General features: G+C 68.7%; 16 protein-coding genes. 3 read left to right on the top strand and 13 right to left on the bottom strand.

Annotation, left to right across the window (positions count from 1 at the left end; all coding sequences use genetic code 11):
- Nucleotides 1-23 precede the first annotated feature (23 nt).
- From ACIA12_RS03195 to pyrR, 10 genes are read right to left on the bottom strand one after another with little or no spacing between them, the layout of a single operon-like run.
- Entirely contained in the window at nucleotides 24-416 is a 393-nt protein-coding gene (locus ACIA12_RS03195) for a hypothetical protein (RefSeq protein ID WP_396365155.1), read from the bottom strand.
- Nucleotides 413-766 (bottom strand): hypothetical protein, encoded by a 354-nt coding sequence (locus tag ACIA12_RS03190; protein ID WP_396365154.1) that lies wholly within the window; start codon nucleotides 764-766, stop codon nucleotides 413-415. The genes ACIA12_RS03195 and ACIA12_RS03190 overlap by 4 nt, the downstream gene beginning before the upstream one ends.
- A 47-nt stretch (nucleotides 767-813) precedes the next feature.
- On the bottom strand, nucleotides 814-1,671 hold the full coding sequence (gene pyrF / locus ACIA12_RS03185) for an orotidine-5'-phosphate decarboxylase (protein ID WP_396365153.1): 858 nt from the start codon (nucleotides 1,669-1,671) through the stop codon (nucleotides 814-816).
- A complete protein-coding gene (locus ACIA12_RS03180; RefSeq protein WP_396365152.1) occupies nucleotides 1,668-2,729 on the bottom strand; it encodes a quinone-dependent dihydroorotate dehydrogenase in 1,062 nt (353 codons plus the stop codon). Before ACIA12_RS03180 ends, pyrF begins: the two co-directional genes overlap by 4 nt.
- A gap of 5 nt (nucleotides 2,730-2,734) precedes the next feature.
- Nucleotides 2,735-6,049 (bottom strand): carbamoyl-phosphate synthase large subunit, encoded by a 3,315-nt coding sequence (carB, locus tag ACIA12_RS03175; protein WP_396365151.1) that lies wholly within the window; start codon nucleotides 6,047-6,049, stop codon nucleotides 2,735-2,737.
- The gene (gene carA, locus ACIA12_RS03170; protein WP_396365150.1) at nucleotides 6,049-7,203 is read right to left on the bottom strand and encodes a glutamine-hydrolyzing carbamoyl-phosphate synthase small subunit; all 1,155 of its coding nucleotides are present in this window, start codon (nucleotides 7,201-7,203) and stop codon (nucleotides 6,049-6,051) included. The genes carB and carA overlap by 1 nt, the downstream gene beginning before the upstream one ends.
- A complete protein-coding gene (locus ACIA12_RS03165) occupies nucleotides 7,200-7,688 on the bottom strand; it encodes a hypothetical protein (protein ID WP_396365149.1) in 489 nt (162 codons plus the stop codon). The genes carA and ACIA12_RS03165 overlap by 4 nt, the downstream gene beginning before the upstream one ends.
- Nucleotides 7,685-8,992, bottom strand: coding sequence for a dihydroorotase (locus ACIA12_RS03160; RefSeq protein ID WP_396365148.1), 1,308 nt, complete (start codon nucleotides 8,990-8,992; stop codon nucleotides 7,685-7,687). Before ACIA12_RS03160 ends, ACIA12_RS03165 begins: the two co-directional genes overlap by 4 nt.
- Nucleotides 8,989-9,930, bottom strand: coding sequence for an aspartate carbamoyltransferase catalytic subunit (locus ACIA12_RS03155; protein WP_396365147.1), 942 nt, complete (start codon nucleotides 9,928-9,930; stop codon nucleotides 8,989-8,991). Before ACIA12_RS03155 ends, ACIA12_RS03160 begins: the two co-directional genes overlap by 4 nt.
- Nucleotides 9,927-10,544, bottom strand: a complete 618-nt coding sequence (gene pyrR / locus ACIA12_RS03150; RefSeq protein ID WP_396365146.1) for a bifunctional pyr operon transcriptional regulator/uracil phosphoribosyltransferase PyrR — start codon at nucleotides 10,542-10,544, stop codon at nucleotides 9,927-9,929. Before pyrR ends, ACIA12_RS03155 begins: the two co-directional genes overlap by 4 nt.
- Before the next feature lie 217 nt (nucleotides 10,545-10,761).
- Here pyrR and ACIA12_RS03145 point away from each other — a divergent pair, with 217 nt between their 5' ends.
- Nucleotides 10,762-11,274, top strand: a complete 513-nt coding sequence (locus ACIA12_RS03145) for a transcriptional regulator (RefSeq protein WP_026163359.1) — start codon at nucleotides 10,762-10,764, stop codon at nucleotides 11,272-11,274.
- Between the two features lie 259 nt (nucleotides 11,275-11,533).
- Here ACIA12_RS03145 and nusB read toward each other — a convergent pair whose 3' ends face one another.
- On the bottom strand, nucleotides 11,534-11,944 hold the full coding sequence (gene nusB / locus ACIA12_RS03140) for a transcription antitermination factor NusB (protein WP_396365145.1): 411 nt from the start codon (nucleotides 11,942-11,944) through the stop codon (nucleotides 11,534-11,536).
- A 34-nt stretch (nucleotides 11,945-11,978) separates the two neighbouring features.
- A complete protein-coding gene (gene efp, locus ACIA12_RS03135) occupies nucleotides 11,979-12,542 on the bottom strand; it encodes an elongation factor P (RefSeq protein ID WP_020390670.1) in 564 nt (187 codons plus the stop codon).
- 148 nt (nucleotides 12,543-12,690) lie between these two features.
- Between efp and ACIA12_RS03130 the strand changes: the two genes are divergently transcribed.
- The gene (locus ACIA12_RS03130) at nucleotides 12,691-13,536 is read left to right on the top strand and encodes a hypothetical protein (RefSeq protein WP_396365144.1); all 846 of its coding nucleotides are present in this window, start codon (nucleotides 12,691-12,693) and stop codon (nucleotides 13,534-13,536) included.
- Here the strand turns inward: ACIA12_RS03130 and fxlM are convergent.
- Nucleotides 13,519-14,745 (bottom strand): methyltransferase, FxLD system, encoded by a 1,227-nt coding sequence (fxlM, locus tag ACIA12_RS03125; RefSeq protein ID WP_396365143.1) that lies wholly within the window; start codon nucleotides 14,743-14,745, stop codon nucleotides 13,519-13,521. The two genes, ACIA12_RS03130 and fxlM, sit on opposite strands and share 18 nt — an antisense overlap.
- Nucleotides 14,746-14,904: 159 nt before the next feature.
- On the opposite strand from fxlM, the gene ACIA12_RS03120 reads away from it, so the two are divergent.
- A complete protein-coding gene (locus ACIA12_RS03120; protein WP_396366038.1) occupies nucleotides 14,905-16,260 on the top strand; it encodes a hypothetical protein in 1,356 nt (451 codons plus the stop codon).
- The last annotated feature ends 15 nt before the right edge of the window (nucleotides 16,261-16,275 follow it).

Below are 16,275 nucleotides of genomic sequence, written 5' to 3'. Positions count from 1 at the left end.
GCGGAATTCCGGACTGATCAGGTTCATTTGAGCTTGGGCACGTCGACCTTGCAGGAGTCCTTGGCCTGGGTCGCGATCGCCTTGTAGGCCGACGTCACCGGGCCGAGCTGCTTGGCCAGCCGGGCCAGCTCGACCTCGTTCTTCCCGGCCTTCTGGGCTTTTTCGGCGAAGCCGACGATGACCTTCCAGTCATCCTTCACCTCGTCCGGCGCGGAGTCGCGGAGCTTCTTCGCGTCGTCCAGGATCTTCACGTAGTCGGCCGGCTTGGTCGGATCGACATTTGTCGCCGACGCTGCATAACCGGCCAGATCGACACAGTAGGCCTGCGCGTCGCTGCAGGCGGTCAGCCCGGCGGACGCGATCACGATCGTTGCGGTCAGTACGGCGGTACGGCGCATCAGCTGATTCGTCCTCAACTCGAGATGGTGACGTTGCAGGTGTCCTTGCCCTGTTTCGCGATCGCCTCGCCGGCGGTCGCCAGCTGCGGGCCGCTGTCCTTGGCCAGCTGAGCCAGCTTGGCCTTGTCGCCGTCCGCGTCCTTCACGTCGGCGAGGTACCGGCTCATCACCTGCCAGCTGCCCTTCAACTCGGCCGGCGCCGACTTCGACAGCTTCTTCGCCTCGGTGGTCAGCTTGTCGACGGTCTCGGGATCGCTCAGATCCCTGAAGTTCTTGACCGCCTCGCCATAGTTCTGCAGCTCACTGCAGTAGTTCGCGCCACCGGCGCAGGCCGTCAAAGTACCGCCGCTCAACACCACTACCGCCACCAGGGCAGCACCCTTGCGCATTCCAGACCCAACTCTCGTTCAACGTGTCAGTAACCCAGTACTGCCCGGAACGCGTCGTTGGCGCGATCGGCGGCATCCCGCAGCGAGGCGGCGTCCGGGCCGGCACCGAGGATCTCACGAGAGCTGGACGGTACGACGTTGCGCACCGCCGAACCGAAGACATCTTTCAGCCCTTCGGCCGTCCCGCCCTGCGCGCCGAGCCCCGGAGCGAGCAGCGGGCCACGGATGTCCAGGTCCTCCCCCGTCGACCTGATCGTCGCGCCGACCACGGCCCCGAACGAGCCCAGGTCGTCCGCGTCGGCGTTGAGCTCGCGCAGACCGTCGAGCACGGCCCCGGCGACGGTCGGCCCGTCGACCGTCCGCGCGGACTGGAACTGCGGGCCCTCGGGGTTCGAGGTCAGGGCCAGCACGAACAGCCCGGCGCCGGCCTCGCGGGCCTCGTCGATCGCCGGCTGCAGCGAGCCGAAGCCCAGGTACGGGCTGACGGTCAGCGCGTCGCAGGCCAGCGGGCCCTTCTCCGCCAGGTACGCCGCCGCGTACCCGGCCATGGTCGAGCCGATGTCGCCGCGCTTGGCGTCGATGATCACCAGCGCGCCGGCCTCACGGAGCTTGCTGGTCGCCTGCTCGAGGACGTAGATCCCCGCCGACCCGAACCGCTCGAAGAAGGCCGACTGCGGCTTGAAGACAGCGACCCGGTCGGCCAGCGCGTCGACGACGCCGTACGTGAAGGTGGCCAGGCCCTCGGCGGTGTCGGGCAGGCCCCACTGGTCGAGCAGATGCGAGTGCGGGTCGATGCCGACGCAGAGCGGGCCGCGTTCGTTCATGGCCGCGCGCAACCTGGTTCCGAAGGGCTGGCTGCTCATGGGGCGTTCTCGCTCTCTCATCTGGTTCCCGTGTGGGCAAGTCTGCGGTTGGTACGGCGTACCAGGCCTGGGCCGCGGTAGATCAGGCCGGTGTAGAGCTGGACCAGGCTGGCGCCGGCGTCGAACAGGCGGACGGCGTCGTCGGGGTCGAGGATGCCGCCGACGCCGATGATGGGGAGAGCTCCGTTGGTACTTGCGTGGATCTGGGCAACTGTTTTGGCGGAGATCTCGGTCAGCGGGCGGCCCGAGAGGCCGCCTGCTTGCTCGGCCTGCCACTCGTCGGCCGGTGCGAGTCCGGTGCGACCGATGGTGGTGTTGGTGGCGATGATGCCGGCGACGCCGACGTCGGTGCAGACGCCGAGCAGTTCGTCGATCGCCTGCTCGGTCAGGTCCGGGGCGATCTTCACCAGGATCGGCTTCGGGTCGCGGCCGCCGGTGCTCATTGCCTTTGCTTCCGTGTGCAGGGCGGTCAGCAGTTCGCGCAGGTGGCCGGAGTCCTGGAGAGAGCGCAGGCCGGGGGTGTTGGGTGAGCTCACGTTGACGGCGAAGTAGTCGCCGTACCGGTAGAGGCGCTGGAGCGAGGTGACGTAGTCGCCGACCGCGTCCTCCAGTGGGGTCACCTTGGACTTGCCGATGCTGATGCCGAGTGGGTAGCCGAGGTCCCCGTACGCCGCCAGCCGGCGGGCGAGCGGCTCGGAGCCCTCGTTGTTGAAGCCCATCCGGTTGATCACCGCTTCACTCTCGACCAGCCGGAACAGCCGCGGCTTCTCGTTCCCCGGCTGCGGCCGCGCGGTCACCGTCCCGACCTCGACAAACCCGAACCCAAGCGCCCGCCACGCAGGCAACGCCACACCGTTCTTGTCCATCCCCGCCGCCAGCCCCACCGGACTCGGGAAGCGCACCCCGAAGACAGTCCGCTCAAGCCCGGCCGGCAAGGCACCATACGACTTCGAGATCGCGGCCACCGCTCCCGGGACGCGGCTCAAGCGCCGCATCCCGTGAAGCGTCTGCTCGTGGGCAACCTCGGCGTCCCCTCTACCAAGGCGGTAGAGGATCGGCCGGATCAATTTTCTGTACACAGGCTTCAGACCTCACCGCGGATGCGGCTGGCCCAGTCCTGCAGGCTTCGTACTCCGATGTCGCCTGCTTGCTGGGCTTCGATGCCTTGTACTGCGGCGCCCAGGCCCTGCACGGTGGTGATGCAGGGGATGTTGCGGGCGACCGCGGCGCTGCGGATTTCGTAGCCGTCCAGGCGGGGTGAGCCGTCCTTGGTGATGCCGATCGGGGTGTTGACGATCAGGTTCAGCTCGCCGTCCTGGACCATCTGGACGATCGTCGGTTCACCGTTCGGGCCCGGACCCTGGCTGCTCTTGCGGACCGTGACGGCCTGGACGCCGTTGCGGCGCAGTACGTCCGCGGTGCCCTCGGTCGCGTAGATCTGGAAGCCGAGGTCGGCGAGCCGCTTGACCGGGAAGATCATGTGCCGCTTGTCCCGGTTCGCGACCGAGACGAACACCTTGCCGGCCGTCGGCAACGGCTGCGACGCGCCGGCCTGCGACTTGGCGAACGCGGTACCGAAGGTGGTGTCGATCCCCATCACCTCACCGGTCGACCGCATCTCCGGCCCGAGCACCGTGTCGACAGACGCGCCGTCGATGGTCCGGAACCGGTTGAACGGCATCACGGCTTCCTTCACCGCGATCGGCGTCGAGGTCGGCAGCGTGCCGCCATCGCCCACGGCCGGGAGCATGCCCTCGGCGCGCAGGTCCGCGATGGTTGCCCCGAGCATCACCCGGGCGGCCGCTTTGGCCAGCGGTGTCGCCGTCGCCTTCGACACGAACGGAACCGTCCGCGACGCGCGCGGGTTCGCCTCCAGTACGTAGAGCACGTCCCCGGCCAGCGCGAACTGGATGTTCAGCAGACCCTGTACGCCGATCCCGCGGGCGATCGCCTCGGTCGACTCACGGATCTTCTGGATGTCCGCGCTGCCCAGCGTGATCGGCGGCAGCGCGCAGGACGAGTCGCCCGAGTGCACCCCGGCCTCCTCGATGTGCTCCATCACGCCACCCAGGAACAGCTCCTCGCCGTCGAACAGCCCGTCGACGTCGATCTCCACCGCGTCGTCGAGGAACCGGTCGATCAGGACCGGGTGCTCCCAGTTCGCGGAGAGCGCTCCCCCACTGAGCCGCTCGAGCGCCGCGGTCAGCTCGGCCTCGGAGTACACGATCTCCATGCCCCGGCCACCGAGCACGTACGACGGCCGGACGAGCACCGGGAAGCCGATCTCGGTCGCGATCTCCTGGGCCTGCTCGAACGACATCGCGGTGCCGTGCTTGGGCGCCGGCAGGTTCGCGGCGGCCAGCACCGCACCGAAGGCGCCGCGCTCCTCGGCCAGGTGGATCGCCTCGGGCGAGGTTCCGACGATCGGTACTCCGGCATCGCTGAGCCGCTGGGCCATGCCGAGCGGGGTCTGGCCACCCAGCTGGACGATGACTCCGGCGACCGGGCCGGCCTGCATCTCGGCGTACACGATCTCCAGCACGTCCTCGCAGGTGAGCGGCTCGAAGTACAGCCGGTCGGAGGTGTCGTAGTCGGTGGAGACGGTCTCGGGGTTGCAGTTGACCATCACCGTGCAGTAGCCGGCGTCGCGCAGCGCCATCGACGCGTGCACGCAGGAGTAGTCGAACTCGATCCCCTGGCCGATCCGGTTCGGCCCCGAGCCGAGGATCAGGACGGCGGGCGTCTCGCGCGGCGCCACTTCCGTCTCCTCGTCGTACGACGAGTAGTGGTACGGCGTCGTAGCGGCGAACTCGGCCGAGCAGGTGTCGACCGTCTTGTAGACCGGCCGGATCCCGAGCGCCTGCCGGACGCCCCGGACGACGTCCTCGGTCAGATCGCGGATCTCGGCCAGCTGCAGGTCGGAGAACCCGTGCCGCTTGGCGAGCCTGATGATCTCGGGCGTGAGCCGCGGGGCAGCCGCGACCTGTCCGGCGGTCTCGTGGATCAGGTACATCTGGTCCACGAACCACGGGTCGATCTTGGTGGCGTCGAAGATCTGCTCCGGTGTCGCGCCGGCCCGGATCGCGTCCATGATCGTGCGCAGCCGGCCGTCGTGCGGGGTCTTGATTGCCTCCAGCAACGGCTCCAGCTCGGACGCCGGCGGCTCGGCCCAGGAGAACCGGGCCTCGGGCTTCTCCAGCGACCGGAGCGCCTTCTGCAGCGCCTCGGTGTAGTTGCGGCCGATCGCCATCGCCTCGCCGACGCTCTTCATGTGCGTGGTCAGCGTCGCGTCCGCGGCCGGGAACTTCTCGAACGCGAACCGCGGCACCTTGACCACGACGTAGTCCAGCGTCGGCTCGAAGCTGGCCGGGGTCTGCTTGGTGATGTCGTTCGGGATCTCGTCCAGGGTGTAGCCGATCGCGACCTTGGCGGCGATCTTGGCGATCGGGAAGCCGGTCGCCTTCGAGGCCAGCGCGGACGAGCGGGAGACCCGCGGGTTCATCTCGATCACGATCAGCCGGCCGTCGGCCGGGTTCACCGCGAACTGGATGTTGCAGCCACCGGTGTCCACCCCGACCTCGCGGATGATGCCGATGGCAAGCGTCCGCATGGTCTGGTACTCGCGGTCCGTCAGCGTCATCGCCGGCGCGACGGTGACCGAGTCGCCGGTGTGCACGCCCATCGGGTCGACGTTCTCGATCGAGCAGATGATCACGACGTTGTCGGCCTTGTCGCGCATCACCTCCAGCTCGTACTCCTTCCAGCCGACGATCGACTCCTCGATCAGCACCTCGGTGGTCGGGCTGGCGGCCAGTCCGGCGCCGGCGATCCGGCGCAGGTCGGCCTCGTCGTAGGCCATCCCCGAGCCGACGCCGCCCATCGTGAACGACGGCCGGACGACCAGCGGGTAGCCGAGCTCGGCGGCCGCGCCGAGCACGTCGTCGATCGAGTGGCAGATCCGCGAGGTCGCGGTCGAGGCGCCCAGCTTCTCGACGATCTGCTTGAAGGACTCGCGGTTCTCACCGCGCTGGATCGCGTCCACGGAGGCGCCGATCAGCTCGACGCCGTACTTCTCCAGCACCCCGTTCTCGTGCAGCGAGATGGCCGCGTTCAGCGCGGTCTGGCCGCCCAGGGTGGCGAGCAGGACGTTCGGGCGCTCCTTCTCGATCACCTTCTCGACGAACTCCGGGGTGATCGGCTCGACGTAGGTCGCGTCGGCGAACTCCGGATCCGTCATGATCGTGGCCGGGTTGGAGTTGACCAGGATGACCCGGAAACCCTCCTCCTTCAGCACCCGGCAGGCCTGGGTCCCGGAGTAGTCGAACTCGCAGGCCTGGCCGATCACGATCGGGCCGGAGCCGATCACCAGCACCGACTCGATATCTGTACGGCGTGGCATCAGCTACGACCCTCCATCAACTCAACGAAACGATCGAACAGGTAGGCGGAGTCGTGCGGCCCCGCGGCTGCCTCTGGGTGGTACTGGACCGAGAAGGCCAGCGGCCGTCCGTCCTTGCCGGTCAGCTTGAGCCCCTCGACCACGTTGTCGTTGAGCGAGACGTGACTGACCTCGGCCGTGCCGTACGGCGTCTCGACGGTCGTGTCGAGCGGCGCGTCCACAGCGAAGCCGTGGTTCTGCGCGGTGATCTCGACCTTGCCGGTGGCCCGGTCGAGTACCGGCTGGTTGATGCCGCGATGCCCGTACTTGAGCTTGAAGGTGCCCAGCCCGAGCGCCCGTCCGAAGACCTGGTTGCCGAAGCAGATCCCGAAGTACGGCTTGCCCCGCTGCAGCAGCTCCTTGAGCAGCGTGGTCGGGTGCTCGGTGGTCTCCGGGTCGCCCGGTCCGTTGCTCATGAAGATGCCGTCCGGGTTCACCGCCAGCACCTCTTCCAGCGTCGCGGTCGCCGGCAGCACGTGCACCTCGATGCCACGCTCGGCCATCCGCTTCGGGGTCATCGTCTTGATCCCGAGGTCGAGGGCGACGACGGTGAACCGCTTCTCCCCCACTGCCGGTACGACGTACGCCTCGGCGGTGGTGACGTCGGCGGCCAGGTCGGACCCGGCCATCGGCTGCTGCTCGAGCACCTTCCGCAGCAGTACTTCGGGGTCGAGGATCTCGGTGGAGATACCGGCTCGCATCGCGCCGCGCTCGCGCAGGTGGCGGGTCAGCGCGCGGGTGTCGATGCCGGAGATGCCGACGATGCCCTGGCCCTTGAGCTGGTCGTCGAGCGAGCGGGTGGCGCGCCAGTTCGACGGGACGCGGGCGGGGTCGCGGACGACGTACCCGGCGACCCAGATCTTCTGCGACTCGTCGTCCTCGTCGTTGACGCCGGTGTTGCCGATGTGCGGCGCGGTCTGGGTGACGATCTGGCGGTGGTACGACGGGTCGGTCAGCGTCTCCTGGTAGCCGGTCATCCCGGTGGTGAACACCGCCTCACCGAAGGTCTCGCCGGTGGCCCCGTACGAGGTGCCGGCGAACGCGCGGCCGTCCTCGAGGACCAGCAGCGCGGGCTGCGCCTGGTGCAGCGTGGGCTGGATGGCAGCCTGGCTCATGACTCGGCTCCGATCAGGGTCGAGATGGATTCGGTCAGCGGGGCGGTGTCGGCCTTGCGCCGGGGGCGGAAGCCGGTGTCGAGCTCGTGGCCGTCGTGCGTCCAGGTGACCACGACCAGCCCGGAGGCCTCGGCGGTCACCTTGCCCGCGATACCGCGGTCGGTCCGGACGCCGGTCAGGTGGCCGACCGGGATGAACACGTCCGCCGCGCCGTGGCGGTGGAAGATCAGGCCGGCCTCGCTGACGGCCAGGTCCGCGGTACTGCGGACTCCGAGTTCGTGCACGGCGATCCGGTCCATCCAGTCGCCGGCGGTCGTCGTGGCGACGTACACGCCCTCGACGCCCTTCGCTTTGCTCTCGGGCACGACCGGCAGCGGGGCGAGGTCGGCCTGCCGCTGCTGACGGTTGCGCCAGCCGCGGTACATGCCGAACCAGCCCACGCCGATGATCGCCAGCGTGCCCAGAATGCCCAGAACTGTCTTCACTTGGTGAGCTTCCCGTCCAGCACGGTCGGCTCGCCTCTCAGGAACGTCGCCATCACCTTGCCGGGCAGCTTCATCCCGGCGAACGGCGTGTTCCGCGACAGCGACGCGGTCTCGGCCGGTACTACGGTCCGCTCCGCGGCCGGGTCGAGCAGGACCAGGTTGGCGGGCGCGCCGACGGCCAGCGGCTGACCGTGCTCGGTGATCTGCCCGATCGCGGCCGGCCGGTAGCTCATCCGGTCGGCGAGGTCGGCCCAGGTCAGCAGCTTGGTGTCGATCATCGTGTGCTGGACGACGCTCAGTGCGGTCTCCAGCCCGGTCATCCCGAACGCCGCGGCGCTCCACTCGCAGTCCTTGTCCTCGACCGGGTGCGGCGCGTGGTCGGTGGCGACGATGTCGATCGTCCCGTCGGCCAGGCCCTCGCGGACCGCCTCCACGTCGGCCTTGGTCCGCAGTGGCGGGTTGACCTTGTAGACCGGGTTGTACGACGCCGCCAGGTCCTCGGTGAGCAGCAGGTGGTGCGGCGTCACCTCGGCGGTGACCTCGAGGCCTTGCGCCTTGGCGGCGCGGACGATGTCGACCGAGCCCTTGGTGGACAGGTGGCAGATGTGCAGCTTCGAGCCGACCAGCGCGTTGAGCATGATGTCGCGGGAGATGATCGACTCCTCGGCCACACTCGGCCAGCCGGTCAGCCCGAGGACGCCGGAGAGCGCTCCCTCGTTCATCTGGGCGCCCTTGGTCAGCCGGGGCTCCTGCGCGTGCTGGGCGATGGTGCCGCCGAACGCCTTCACGTACTCGAGGGCGCGGCGCATCAGAGCCGCATCCCAGACGCAGTCGCCGTCGTCGGAGAACACCCGCACCCGCGCGGCCGAGTCGGCCATCGCGCCGAGCTCGGCGAGCTGCGTGCCCTGCCGGCCGACCGTGACGGCGCCGATCGGGTAGACGTCGGCGTACCCGGCTTCGCGGCCGAGGCGCCAGACCTGCTCGACGACGCCGGCGGTGTCGGCGACCGGGTCGGTGTTGGCCATCGCGAACACCGCGGTGAACCCACCCAGCGCGGCGGACCGGGTGCCGGTCAGCACGGTCTCGGCGTCCTCGCGGCCGGGCTCGCGCAGATGCGTGTGCAGGTCGACCAGGCCGGGGAGCGCGATCTGACCGGTCGCGTCGATGATCTCGGCGCCCTCGGGCCGCTCGAGGTCGTTGCCGATGGCCACGATCTCGCCGTTGTCGATCAGCAGGTCCGCCACGGTGTCTTTTTCAGGACCGCCGACCACGACCTTGGCTCCGGTGATCAGGTACGCGGTCATGCGGTCTGCTCCTCTGACGATTCGTTGCTTCCTGACAACAGCAGATAAAGGACGGCCATCCGGACGGCCACGCCGTTCGTGACCTGTTCGACGATCACCGAGCGGGTCGAGTCGGCCACCTCGGCGCTGATCTCCATCCCGCGGTTCATCGGGCCGGGGTGCAGCACGATCGCCTCGTCGGGCAGCTGCGCCATCCGGTGCACGTCCAGGCCGTAGCGGCGGGTGTACTCGCGGGCGCTGGGGAAGAACGCGTCGCCCATCCGCTCCCGCTGGACCCGCAGCATCATCACCGCGTCGCTCTTGCCGAGCGCCCCGTCCAGGTCGTACGAGGTGGCGCAGGGCCAGGTGCTCATGTCGACCGGAAGCAGCGTCGGCGGCGCGACCACGGTGACCTCGGCGCCGAGCGTCGAGAGCAGCAGCACGTTCGACCGGGCCACCCGGCTGTGCAGGACATCGCCGACGATGGTGATCCGGCGGCCGTCGAGCGAGCCGAGGTGGCGGCGCATCGTGAAGGCATCCAGCAGCGCCTGGGTCGGGTGCTCGTGGGTTCCGTCGCCGGCGTTGACCACCGAGCCGTTCAGCCAGCCCGAGGTGGCGAGCAGGTGCGGAGCGCCCGACGAGCCGTGCCGGCAGACGACGCCGTCGGCGCCCATCGCCTGCAGGGTCAGCGCGGTGTCCTTGAGGCTCTCGCCCTTGCTCACGCTGGAGCCCTTGGCGGAGAAGTTGATCACGTCCGCGGACAGCCGCTTGGCGGCCGCCTCGAACGAGATCCTGGTCCGGGTGGAGTCCTCGAAGAAGAGGTTCACCACCGTACGGCCGCGCAGCGCGGGCAGCTTCTTGATCGGCCGGTCGGCCAGCGACCGCATCTCCTCGGCGGTGTCCAGGATGAGGTTCGCCTCGTCCCTGGACAGATCGCCCGCACTCAGCAAGTGCCTCACTTGGCCACGGCTCCCGTCTTGTCGGCGATCAGGACGGCGTCTTCGTCGTCGTACTCGGTCAGGTGGACGGTGACCCGCTCGACCAGCGAGGTGGGCAGGTTCTTGCCGACGTAGTCCGCGCGGATCGGCAGCTCGCGGTGGCCGCGGTCGACCAGGACGGCCAGCTGGACCGCTTTCGGCCGGCCGATGTCGCCGATCGCGTCCAGCGCGGCCCGGATGGTGCGGCCGGAGAACAGCACGTCGTCGATCAGGACGACGACCTTGCCGTCGATCCCGCCGGGCGGGATGTCGGTGTGCTCGAGCGCGCGGGCCGGTTTGAGGCCGATGTCGTCGCGGTACATCGTCACGTCGAGTGATCCCGTCGGCACGCTCCGCCCTTCGACGGCCGCGATCCGCTCCGAGATGCGGCTCGCCAGACCCACGCCACGGGTGGGAATGCCGAGCAGGACGACGGGGTCGGCACCCCGGTTGCGCTCGAGGATCTCGTGCGCGATCCGGGTCAGTGCCCGGGAAATGTCGGAAGCATCCAGCACTGTGCGGGGCACAGCCTTGACCTGTGGGGCGGAAACTTCCGCGCTCTCAGGCTGTGGCTGCGGTACCGAGGCAGGGCTCATCGCTACCGTTCCTCCTTTCCCGCCTCTCTGGACGGGTCTTTAAAGGACGTTCGGACCACTTGACATGGTATCGGAAGTGACACGCCGTCTTGACGCTGGCCTCACGCCCAGAATATTGTTACTCTGTGTAACCGTGGGGGGTTTGATCAAATGGCCCGGCTGTGGACCTCACAGCCAGGCCCCGAGAATCGACCAAAAGTCGGAGGGAAGAACCAGCGTGCCTAGCGAATACGCGAAGACACTGGGCGGCAAGTTGCGCGCCATCCGCCAGCAGCAAGGTCTGTCGCTGCACGGCGTGGAAGAGAAGTCCAAGGGTCGCTGGAAGGCGGTCGTCGTCGGCTCGTACGAGCGTGGCGATCGGGCCGTCACCGTCCAGAAGCTTGCGGAGCTCGCCGATTTCTACGGCGTGCCGATCCGTGAGCTGCTTCCTGGATCCGCCAGTGCGGCCGCAGCTGCTGCTGCACCGCCGAGGCTGATCCTGGATCTGGAGGCTCTGCAGCACCTCGACGCGAGCGAGGCCGGTCCGCTCACGCGGTACGCGGCCACGATCCAGGCCCAGCGCGGGGACTACAACGGCAAGGTGCTGTCGATCCGTCAGGACGACATGCGCACCCTCGCCGTGATCTACGACGAGTCGCCGACGACACTGACCGAGCGTTTCATCTCCTGGGGTGTGCTCAACCCGGAGGCGAAGGGTGACGTCGAGGAGTCCGAGGCAGCCGGCGCCTGAGCGGCGTCCGGTAGACGGCGAGACAAGACGGTCGGGGCTCGTAGCAGCTTGCCCGCGGCCGCCTGCCCGCCCCTCCACACGGGGACGGGCCACCAGCATCACGTAGTACCGAAGTGTTGGCTTTTTCAGTACGAGTAGTCGCAGTACCTGGCCGGGGCCGTTCCCCCCGAGCCGACGAACGGGGACGCTGAGAAGGCCCGGCACCGCACCGTGGCGGTACCGGGCCTGTTGTGCTCTTCGGGGCCCTGCAGGGGTGTTTCTAGACGCCCAGCGTGGGCTTGAGCTGCAACAGCCGGGCCAGCAGCCCGTTGACGAAGGCCGGCGACTCGTCGGTCGACAGGTCGCGGGCCATCGCGACCGCCTCGCTGACCGCCACCACGTCCGGCACCTGCTCGTCGAAGAGCAGCTCGTACGCGCCGATCCGCAGGATGTTGCGGTCGACGGCCGGCATCCGGTCCAGCGTCCAGCCGACCGAGTGCGCGCTGAGCAGTTCGTCGATCTGGTCGATGTGCTTGGCCACGCCCTCGACCAGCGCCACCGTGAACTCGTTCACCGGTGGGTCGTTGTCAGCCACCCGGTCGGCCAGGGTGCCGCCGACCGGCAGCCCCCGGACCTCCGACTCGAAGAGCACGTCGAGGGCGCGCTTGCGGGCCTTGCTACGGGCAGACATGTTCTGTTGTCAGCTCCAGTGATAGGTGCTGCGGTCAGGACGTGACGCGGCCGAGGTAGTCCCCGGTCCGGGTGTCCACCTTGACCTTCTCGCCAGTGGTCAGGAACAGCGGGACGTTGATCGTGTAGCCGGTCTCCAGCTTGGCGGGCTTGGTGCCACCCGTCGAGCGGTCGCCCTGCAGGCCGGGCTCGGTGTACTCCACGGTCAGCTCGACCGAGGCCGGCAGCTCGACGTAGAGCGGCAGGTCCTCGTGCACCGCGACGATGGCCTCCTGGTTCTCCAGCAGGAAGTGCGACGCCTCACCGACCACCTCGGGGGTGATGTGGACCTGCTCGTAGGTGGAGCTGTCCATGAAGACGTACGAGCCGCCGTCGTTGTACAGGTACGTCATGTCGCGCTTGTCGACGTTGGCCACCTCGACCTTGACGTCGGCGTTGAAGGTCTTGTCGACGACCTTGCCGCTCAGCACGTTCTTCAGCTTGGTGCGCATCACCGCGCCGCCCTTGCCGGGCTTGTGGTGCTGGAACCAGACGACAGACCACAGCTGCCCATCCAGGTTGAGCACCATGCCGTTCTTGAGGTCGTTCGTCGATGCCACGCGGGAATTCCCCTTTGAAATGTCAATGTGAAGTGATCAGCGGTACGCAAGATTGTAGCGGTCACCACCGGGTTGTTCCGACTCGTGGTCTCCGGGGGCTCTACGCTGGCCTTCACGCAGTTCCCAGACCGCGCCCTGGAGGCATCCGATGACGGGCTTCATCATCTTCGTGGTCCTGATGATCATCTTCGGATTCGGGCGCAACGCGGCGAAGAAGCAGCAGAAGTCCGGCCAGCCGAGCCCACGGGTGCAGGCACTGATGGCGAAGATCCAGGCACAACAGGCGGCGAGTCAACCGCCGGTGGTCCAGGGCCAGTACACGCAGCCGGCGTCGGGTCAGCCGGTGCCGGTGCAGCCGCTGCCGGTGCCGGGCGCTCAGCAGAGCGGGCGGGCGCAGAGCAGTGCGCAGCTGGCCGGGATGCTGCAGTCATTGCTCCAGGCCGGGCAGCAGGCGGGACAGCAGCCGGGGGTGCCAGTCGCTCAGTACGCCCCGCCGGTTCAGTTCCAGCCCGCGCAGACTCAGTACCAGCCGGCCCCCAGTCAGTACGCGGCTCCCGGACAGTTCGAGCCGCAGTGGCAACCGCAGTACCAGCAGCATCATGCGGAACACAGCTTTCCCGCGCCGGGCAGCGCGCTGGAGCGGCGGGTGCGGGAGTTGATGAAGTCCGGGAACGAGGTGCCGGCGATCCGGCTGCTCTGCGACGAGCAGGATCTGGGCATCATCGAGGCGCAGAAGTACGCGCGCAGTCTGATCGCTCCGGCGGGCAAGACCGCGGCGGCTGCTTCGGATGGCGAGCGGCCGGCGCGGGACGAGGACGAGAACCGGTACGTCGGTTCGGCCGCGTTCGCCGAGTCGGTCTTCGATCTCGACCGGGACGAGAACGTCTGGGCCAGCGGCTGGGTCGAGAAGCCCGAGCCCGACGACCGCTCCGACATGGACGAACTCTGGCAAACCGTCCGCAACGCCGGCCGCCCGTCACCAGATCAGCGTTAAATGACTGTGCCTGGTGCGAAGGTGGAAGCCGGGCGGTAGTTGATCCGGCGGCAGGCTTGCCGGGTCCACCCGCAGGGTCGGGCCTTTGCCGCCACGCAGGTTCTCGTTCCAGACGCGGACCTGGTCGACCAGCAACTGGACGAAGTCCTGCGCGGCCGGGCCGTGGGCGTTGGCGCCGAGTTCGACGTAGTCGGGGTCCGCTGCGGGGCGGGACGTCAGGTAGCCGAGCGAATTCCTGGATGCCATCGCGGATGCTCCCCAGCGTGGGACCGGGGCGACGATGCGCTTCTTCAGCGCGCGCGGCTCGGCGCTGAGTACGCAGAACCCGGGCAGCGTGCTCGCGAGCCAGAGGTCGAGATCTGAGAGCGGTTCCTCCCGGTTCATCAGTACGCCGGACCACGCCGACGCTTTCGGCTGGTCCAGCACCCGCTCGGGCGGTACCGGTTCGGATTCCTGGTCCTCGTCGAAGCTCAGGCTGACCAGCCCACCGTGCAGCGGCACCCAGCGCTCGTATGCCGCGCCCGCACCCTGCATGTTGACGAACCCGCAGACGACCATCGACCGGCTCTCCAAACTGTGCCCCGACGATTCGGCATCCAGCAAATCGAACCCGATCGACCGGGTCTGTGCCCGGAACCTCAGCGGTACGACGATCCGCCCGCCCGGCGCCAGTTGCTCCATCCAGGCGGGCGCGATGTCCCAAGCGGTGACGGTGACGATGATGCGGTCATAGGGCGCGCCCGCCGGGTCGCCGAACTCGCCATCGGTCCGCAGCACCCGGACGTCCGGGTAGCCGGCGGCGTCCAGCGTTTCCCGCGCCCGGATCGTCACGTCCAGATCGATGTCGATCGTGGTCACCTCGCCGTCGGGCCCGACCAGCTCGGACAGCAGGGCCGCGTTGTAGCCGCCGGAACCGATCTCGAGCACCCGATGACCCGGCCGGACGTCGGCCTGCTCGAGCATCAGCGCGACCACGGTCGGCTGGGAGACCGAGCTGATGGCGACGCCGGACGCGTCGCGCTTCATCAGTACGACGTCGTCGGCGTAGGCGATCTCCAGCGGCACCAAGGGCACGAACAGGTGCCGCGGGACCAGCCGGAACGCGGTCGCGATCCGGTCGTCGTGGATCGCGCCCTGCTCGACCAGCAGGTCGGCGAGCGCCGCGCGCAACGTTCCGGCGTACTGGGAATCGTTGCTCTCGGCATCCATTGGCTCAGTCTGTCCGGTCGGCCGGCGATTCGGGCGGCCAACGCCGGGGTGTCGGCGCCGCACTCTGCTCAGGGTACCGCCGAACGGGCAATCCGGTTGCCCGATCGGCTGTACTCCGGCTCGATGTGCGATCACCAGCAGCGGCCGATCCTTGATGCTGTGTCTACTTCAGCGCGACTGGATGTCGAAGAACTCGTGATCGTGCCCGGTACGCCGGCCCAGTGTCAGGTCCAGGTGGCCAACCGCGGCTCGATCGTGGAGGCCTACACCCTGACTCCGGTCGGGGACCTGGCCGGCTACGCCGTGGTCGAACCGGCCACGCTCTCCCTCTACCCGGACGCGGAGGGCACGGCGACGATCACCATCACAGTGCCGCGGGAGGCGGTGGTGGAGGCGGGCGACGTCGCGTTCGGCGTACTGGTCCAGCCTCAGGAGCACCCGGCCGACACCGCCGTACCGGAGGCCGTGGCGCACGTCCAGGCGTTCAGCGACGTCACCGCGGAGCTGACTCCGCGGACGTCGCACGGCAGCCGGGTCGGGCGGCACACGCTCGCGATCGACAACCGCGGCAACCGCCCGGTCACCGTCGAGCTGACCGGCAAGGACCCGGACGCGGTGATGGAGTTCCGGTTCTCGCCGAGCACCGTCGAGGTCGCGCCGGGAACGGCGGCGTTCTCGAAGCTCAAGGCCCGGCCGCTGGAGCGGATCTGGCGCGGCCCGTCGAAGACGCGGCAGTTCAGCGTCGTCGTCACCCAGGTCACCGCCGGAGGCCCGAACGGGACGAAGGCCGCTCTCACCAGCGTCGACGCGATGATGGTCCAGGACCCGATCCTTCCTGCCTGGACGGGCAAGGCGATCGCCGGCGCGCTCGCCGCGGCCGCGGTGCTCGCCGGGTTGTGGTTCGTCGCCCTGCGGCCCGCGATCGAGTCGAGCGCCGAGAACGCGGTCGAGAAACCGCTGAAACAGATGCAGCAGAAGGTCGACGAGGCCAAGACGCAGGCGGGCGCCGCGCAGCAGGCCGCGAACACCGCTCAGAACTCGGCGAAGAACACGGCGAAGGGGCAGAGCCAGCAGGAGAAGAACCTCTCCGACCGGGAGAAGGAACTCGCCGCCCAGGCCGCCGCGATGGTCGGCACGCCGTTCTCGCAGCGCTGGCCGTTGAAGGCGAAGCCGGGCAAGACGGTCGAGGAGTCGTTCGAGGTGCCGAAGGACAAGGTCCTGCGGATCACCGACGTCAACTTCGAGTCGCAGGGAAGTACCGGCTACCTGGACCTGCGCAAGGACAAGAAGTCGCTCGGCGGGGTCGCGCCGCAGTACTTCCGCAACATCCAGGACTACCGGTACATCTCACCGCTCGCGGTACTGGTGGCCGGCGAGAAGGTCGTCGTCAGCCTCGAGTGCACGGCCCCGGCCCCGGGCGCGACCGACTGCGAGAACGCGGTGATGGTCGGCGGCATCCTCACCGACAAGCCCCCGGCCCCGACCACTCCCCCGACAAGCGCCGCACCCAACTGACGTACCAAGCTTGGA

This window comes from Kribbella sp. NPDC051620 (assembly GCF_044453825.1).
In the GTDB taxonomy this organism is placed as follows: Bacteria; Actinomycetota; Actinomycetes; order Propionibacteriales; family Kribbellaceae; genus Kribbella.
Note: the sequence above shows the minus strand (reverse complement) of the source record. Positions and strands in the feature narration are given on the sequence as shown.

Excerpts from the sequence above, each read along its gene's own strand:
- carB (WP_396365151.1), bottom strand. The coding sequence starts at position 6,049 with ATGCCACGCCGTACAGATATCGAGTCGGTGCTGGTGATCGGCTCCGGC.
- pyrR (WP_396365146.1), bottom strand. The coding sequence starts at position 10,544 with ATGAGCCCTGCCTCGGTACCGCAGCCACAGCCTGAGAGCGCGGAAGTT.
- fxlM (WP_396365143.1), bottom strand. The coding sequence starts at position 14,745 with ATGGATGCCGAGAGCAACGATTCCCAGTACGCCGGAACGTTGCGCGCG.
- carA (WP_396365150.1), bottom strand. The coding sequence starts at position 7,203 with ATGAGCCAGGCTGCCATCCAGCCCACGCTGCACCAGGCGCAGCCCGCG.
- ACIA12_RS03160 (WP_396365148.1), bottom strand. The coding sequence starts at position 8,992 with ATGACCGCGTACCTGATCACCGGAGCCAAGGTCGTGGTCGGCGGTCCT.
- nusB (WP_396365145.1), bottom strand. The coding sequence starts at position 11,944 with ATGTCTGCCCGTAGCAAGGCCCGCAAGCGCGCCCTCGACGTGCTCTTC.
- pyrF (WP_396365153.1), bottom strand. The coding sequence starts at position 1,671 with ATGAGAGAGCGAGAACGCCCCATGAGCAGCCAGCCCTTCGGAACCAGG.
- ACIA12_RS03130 (WP_396365144.1), top strand. The coding sequence starts at position 12,691 with ATGACGGGCTTCATCATCTTCGTGGTCCTGATGATCATCTTCGGATTC.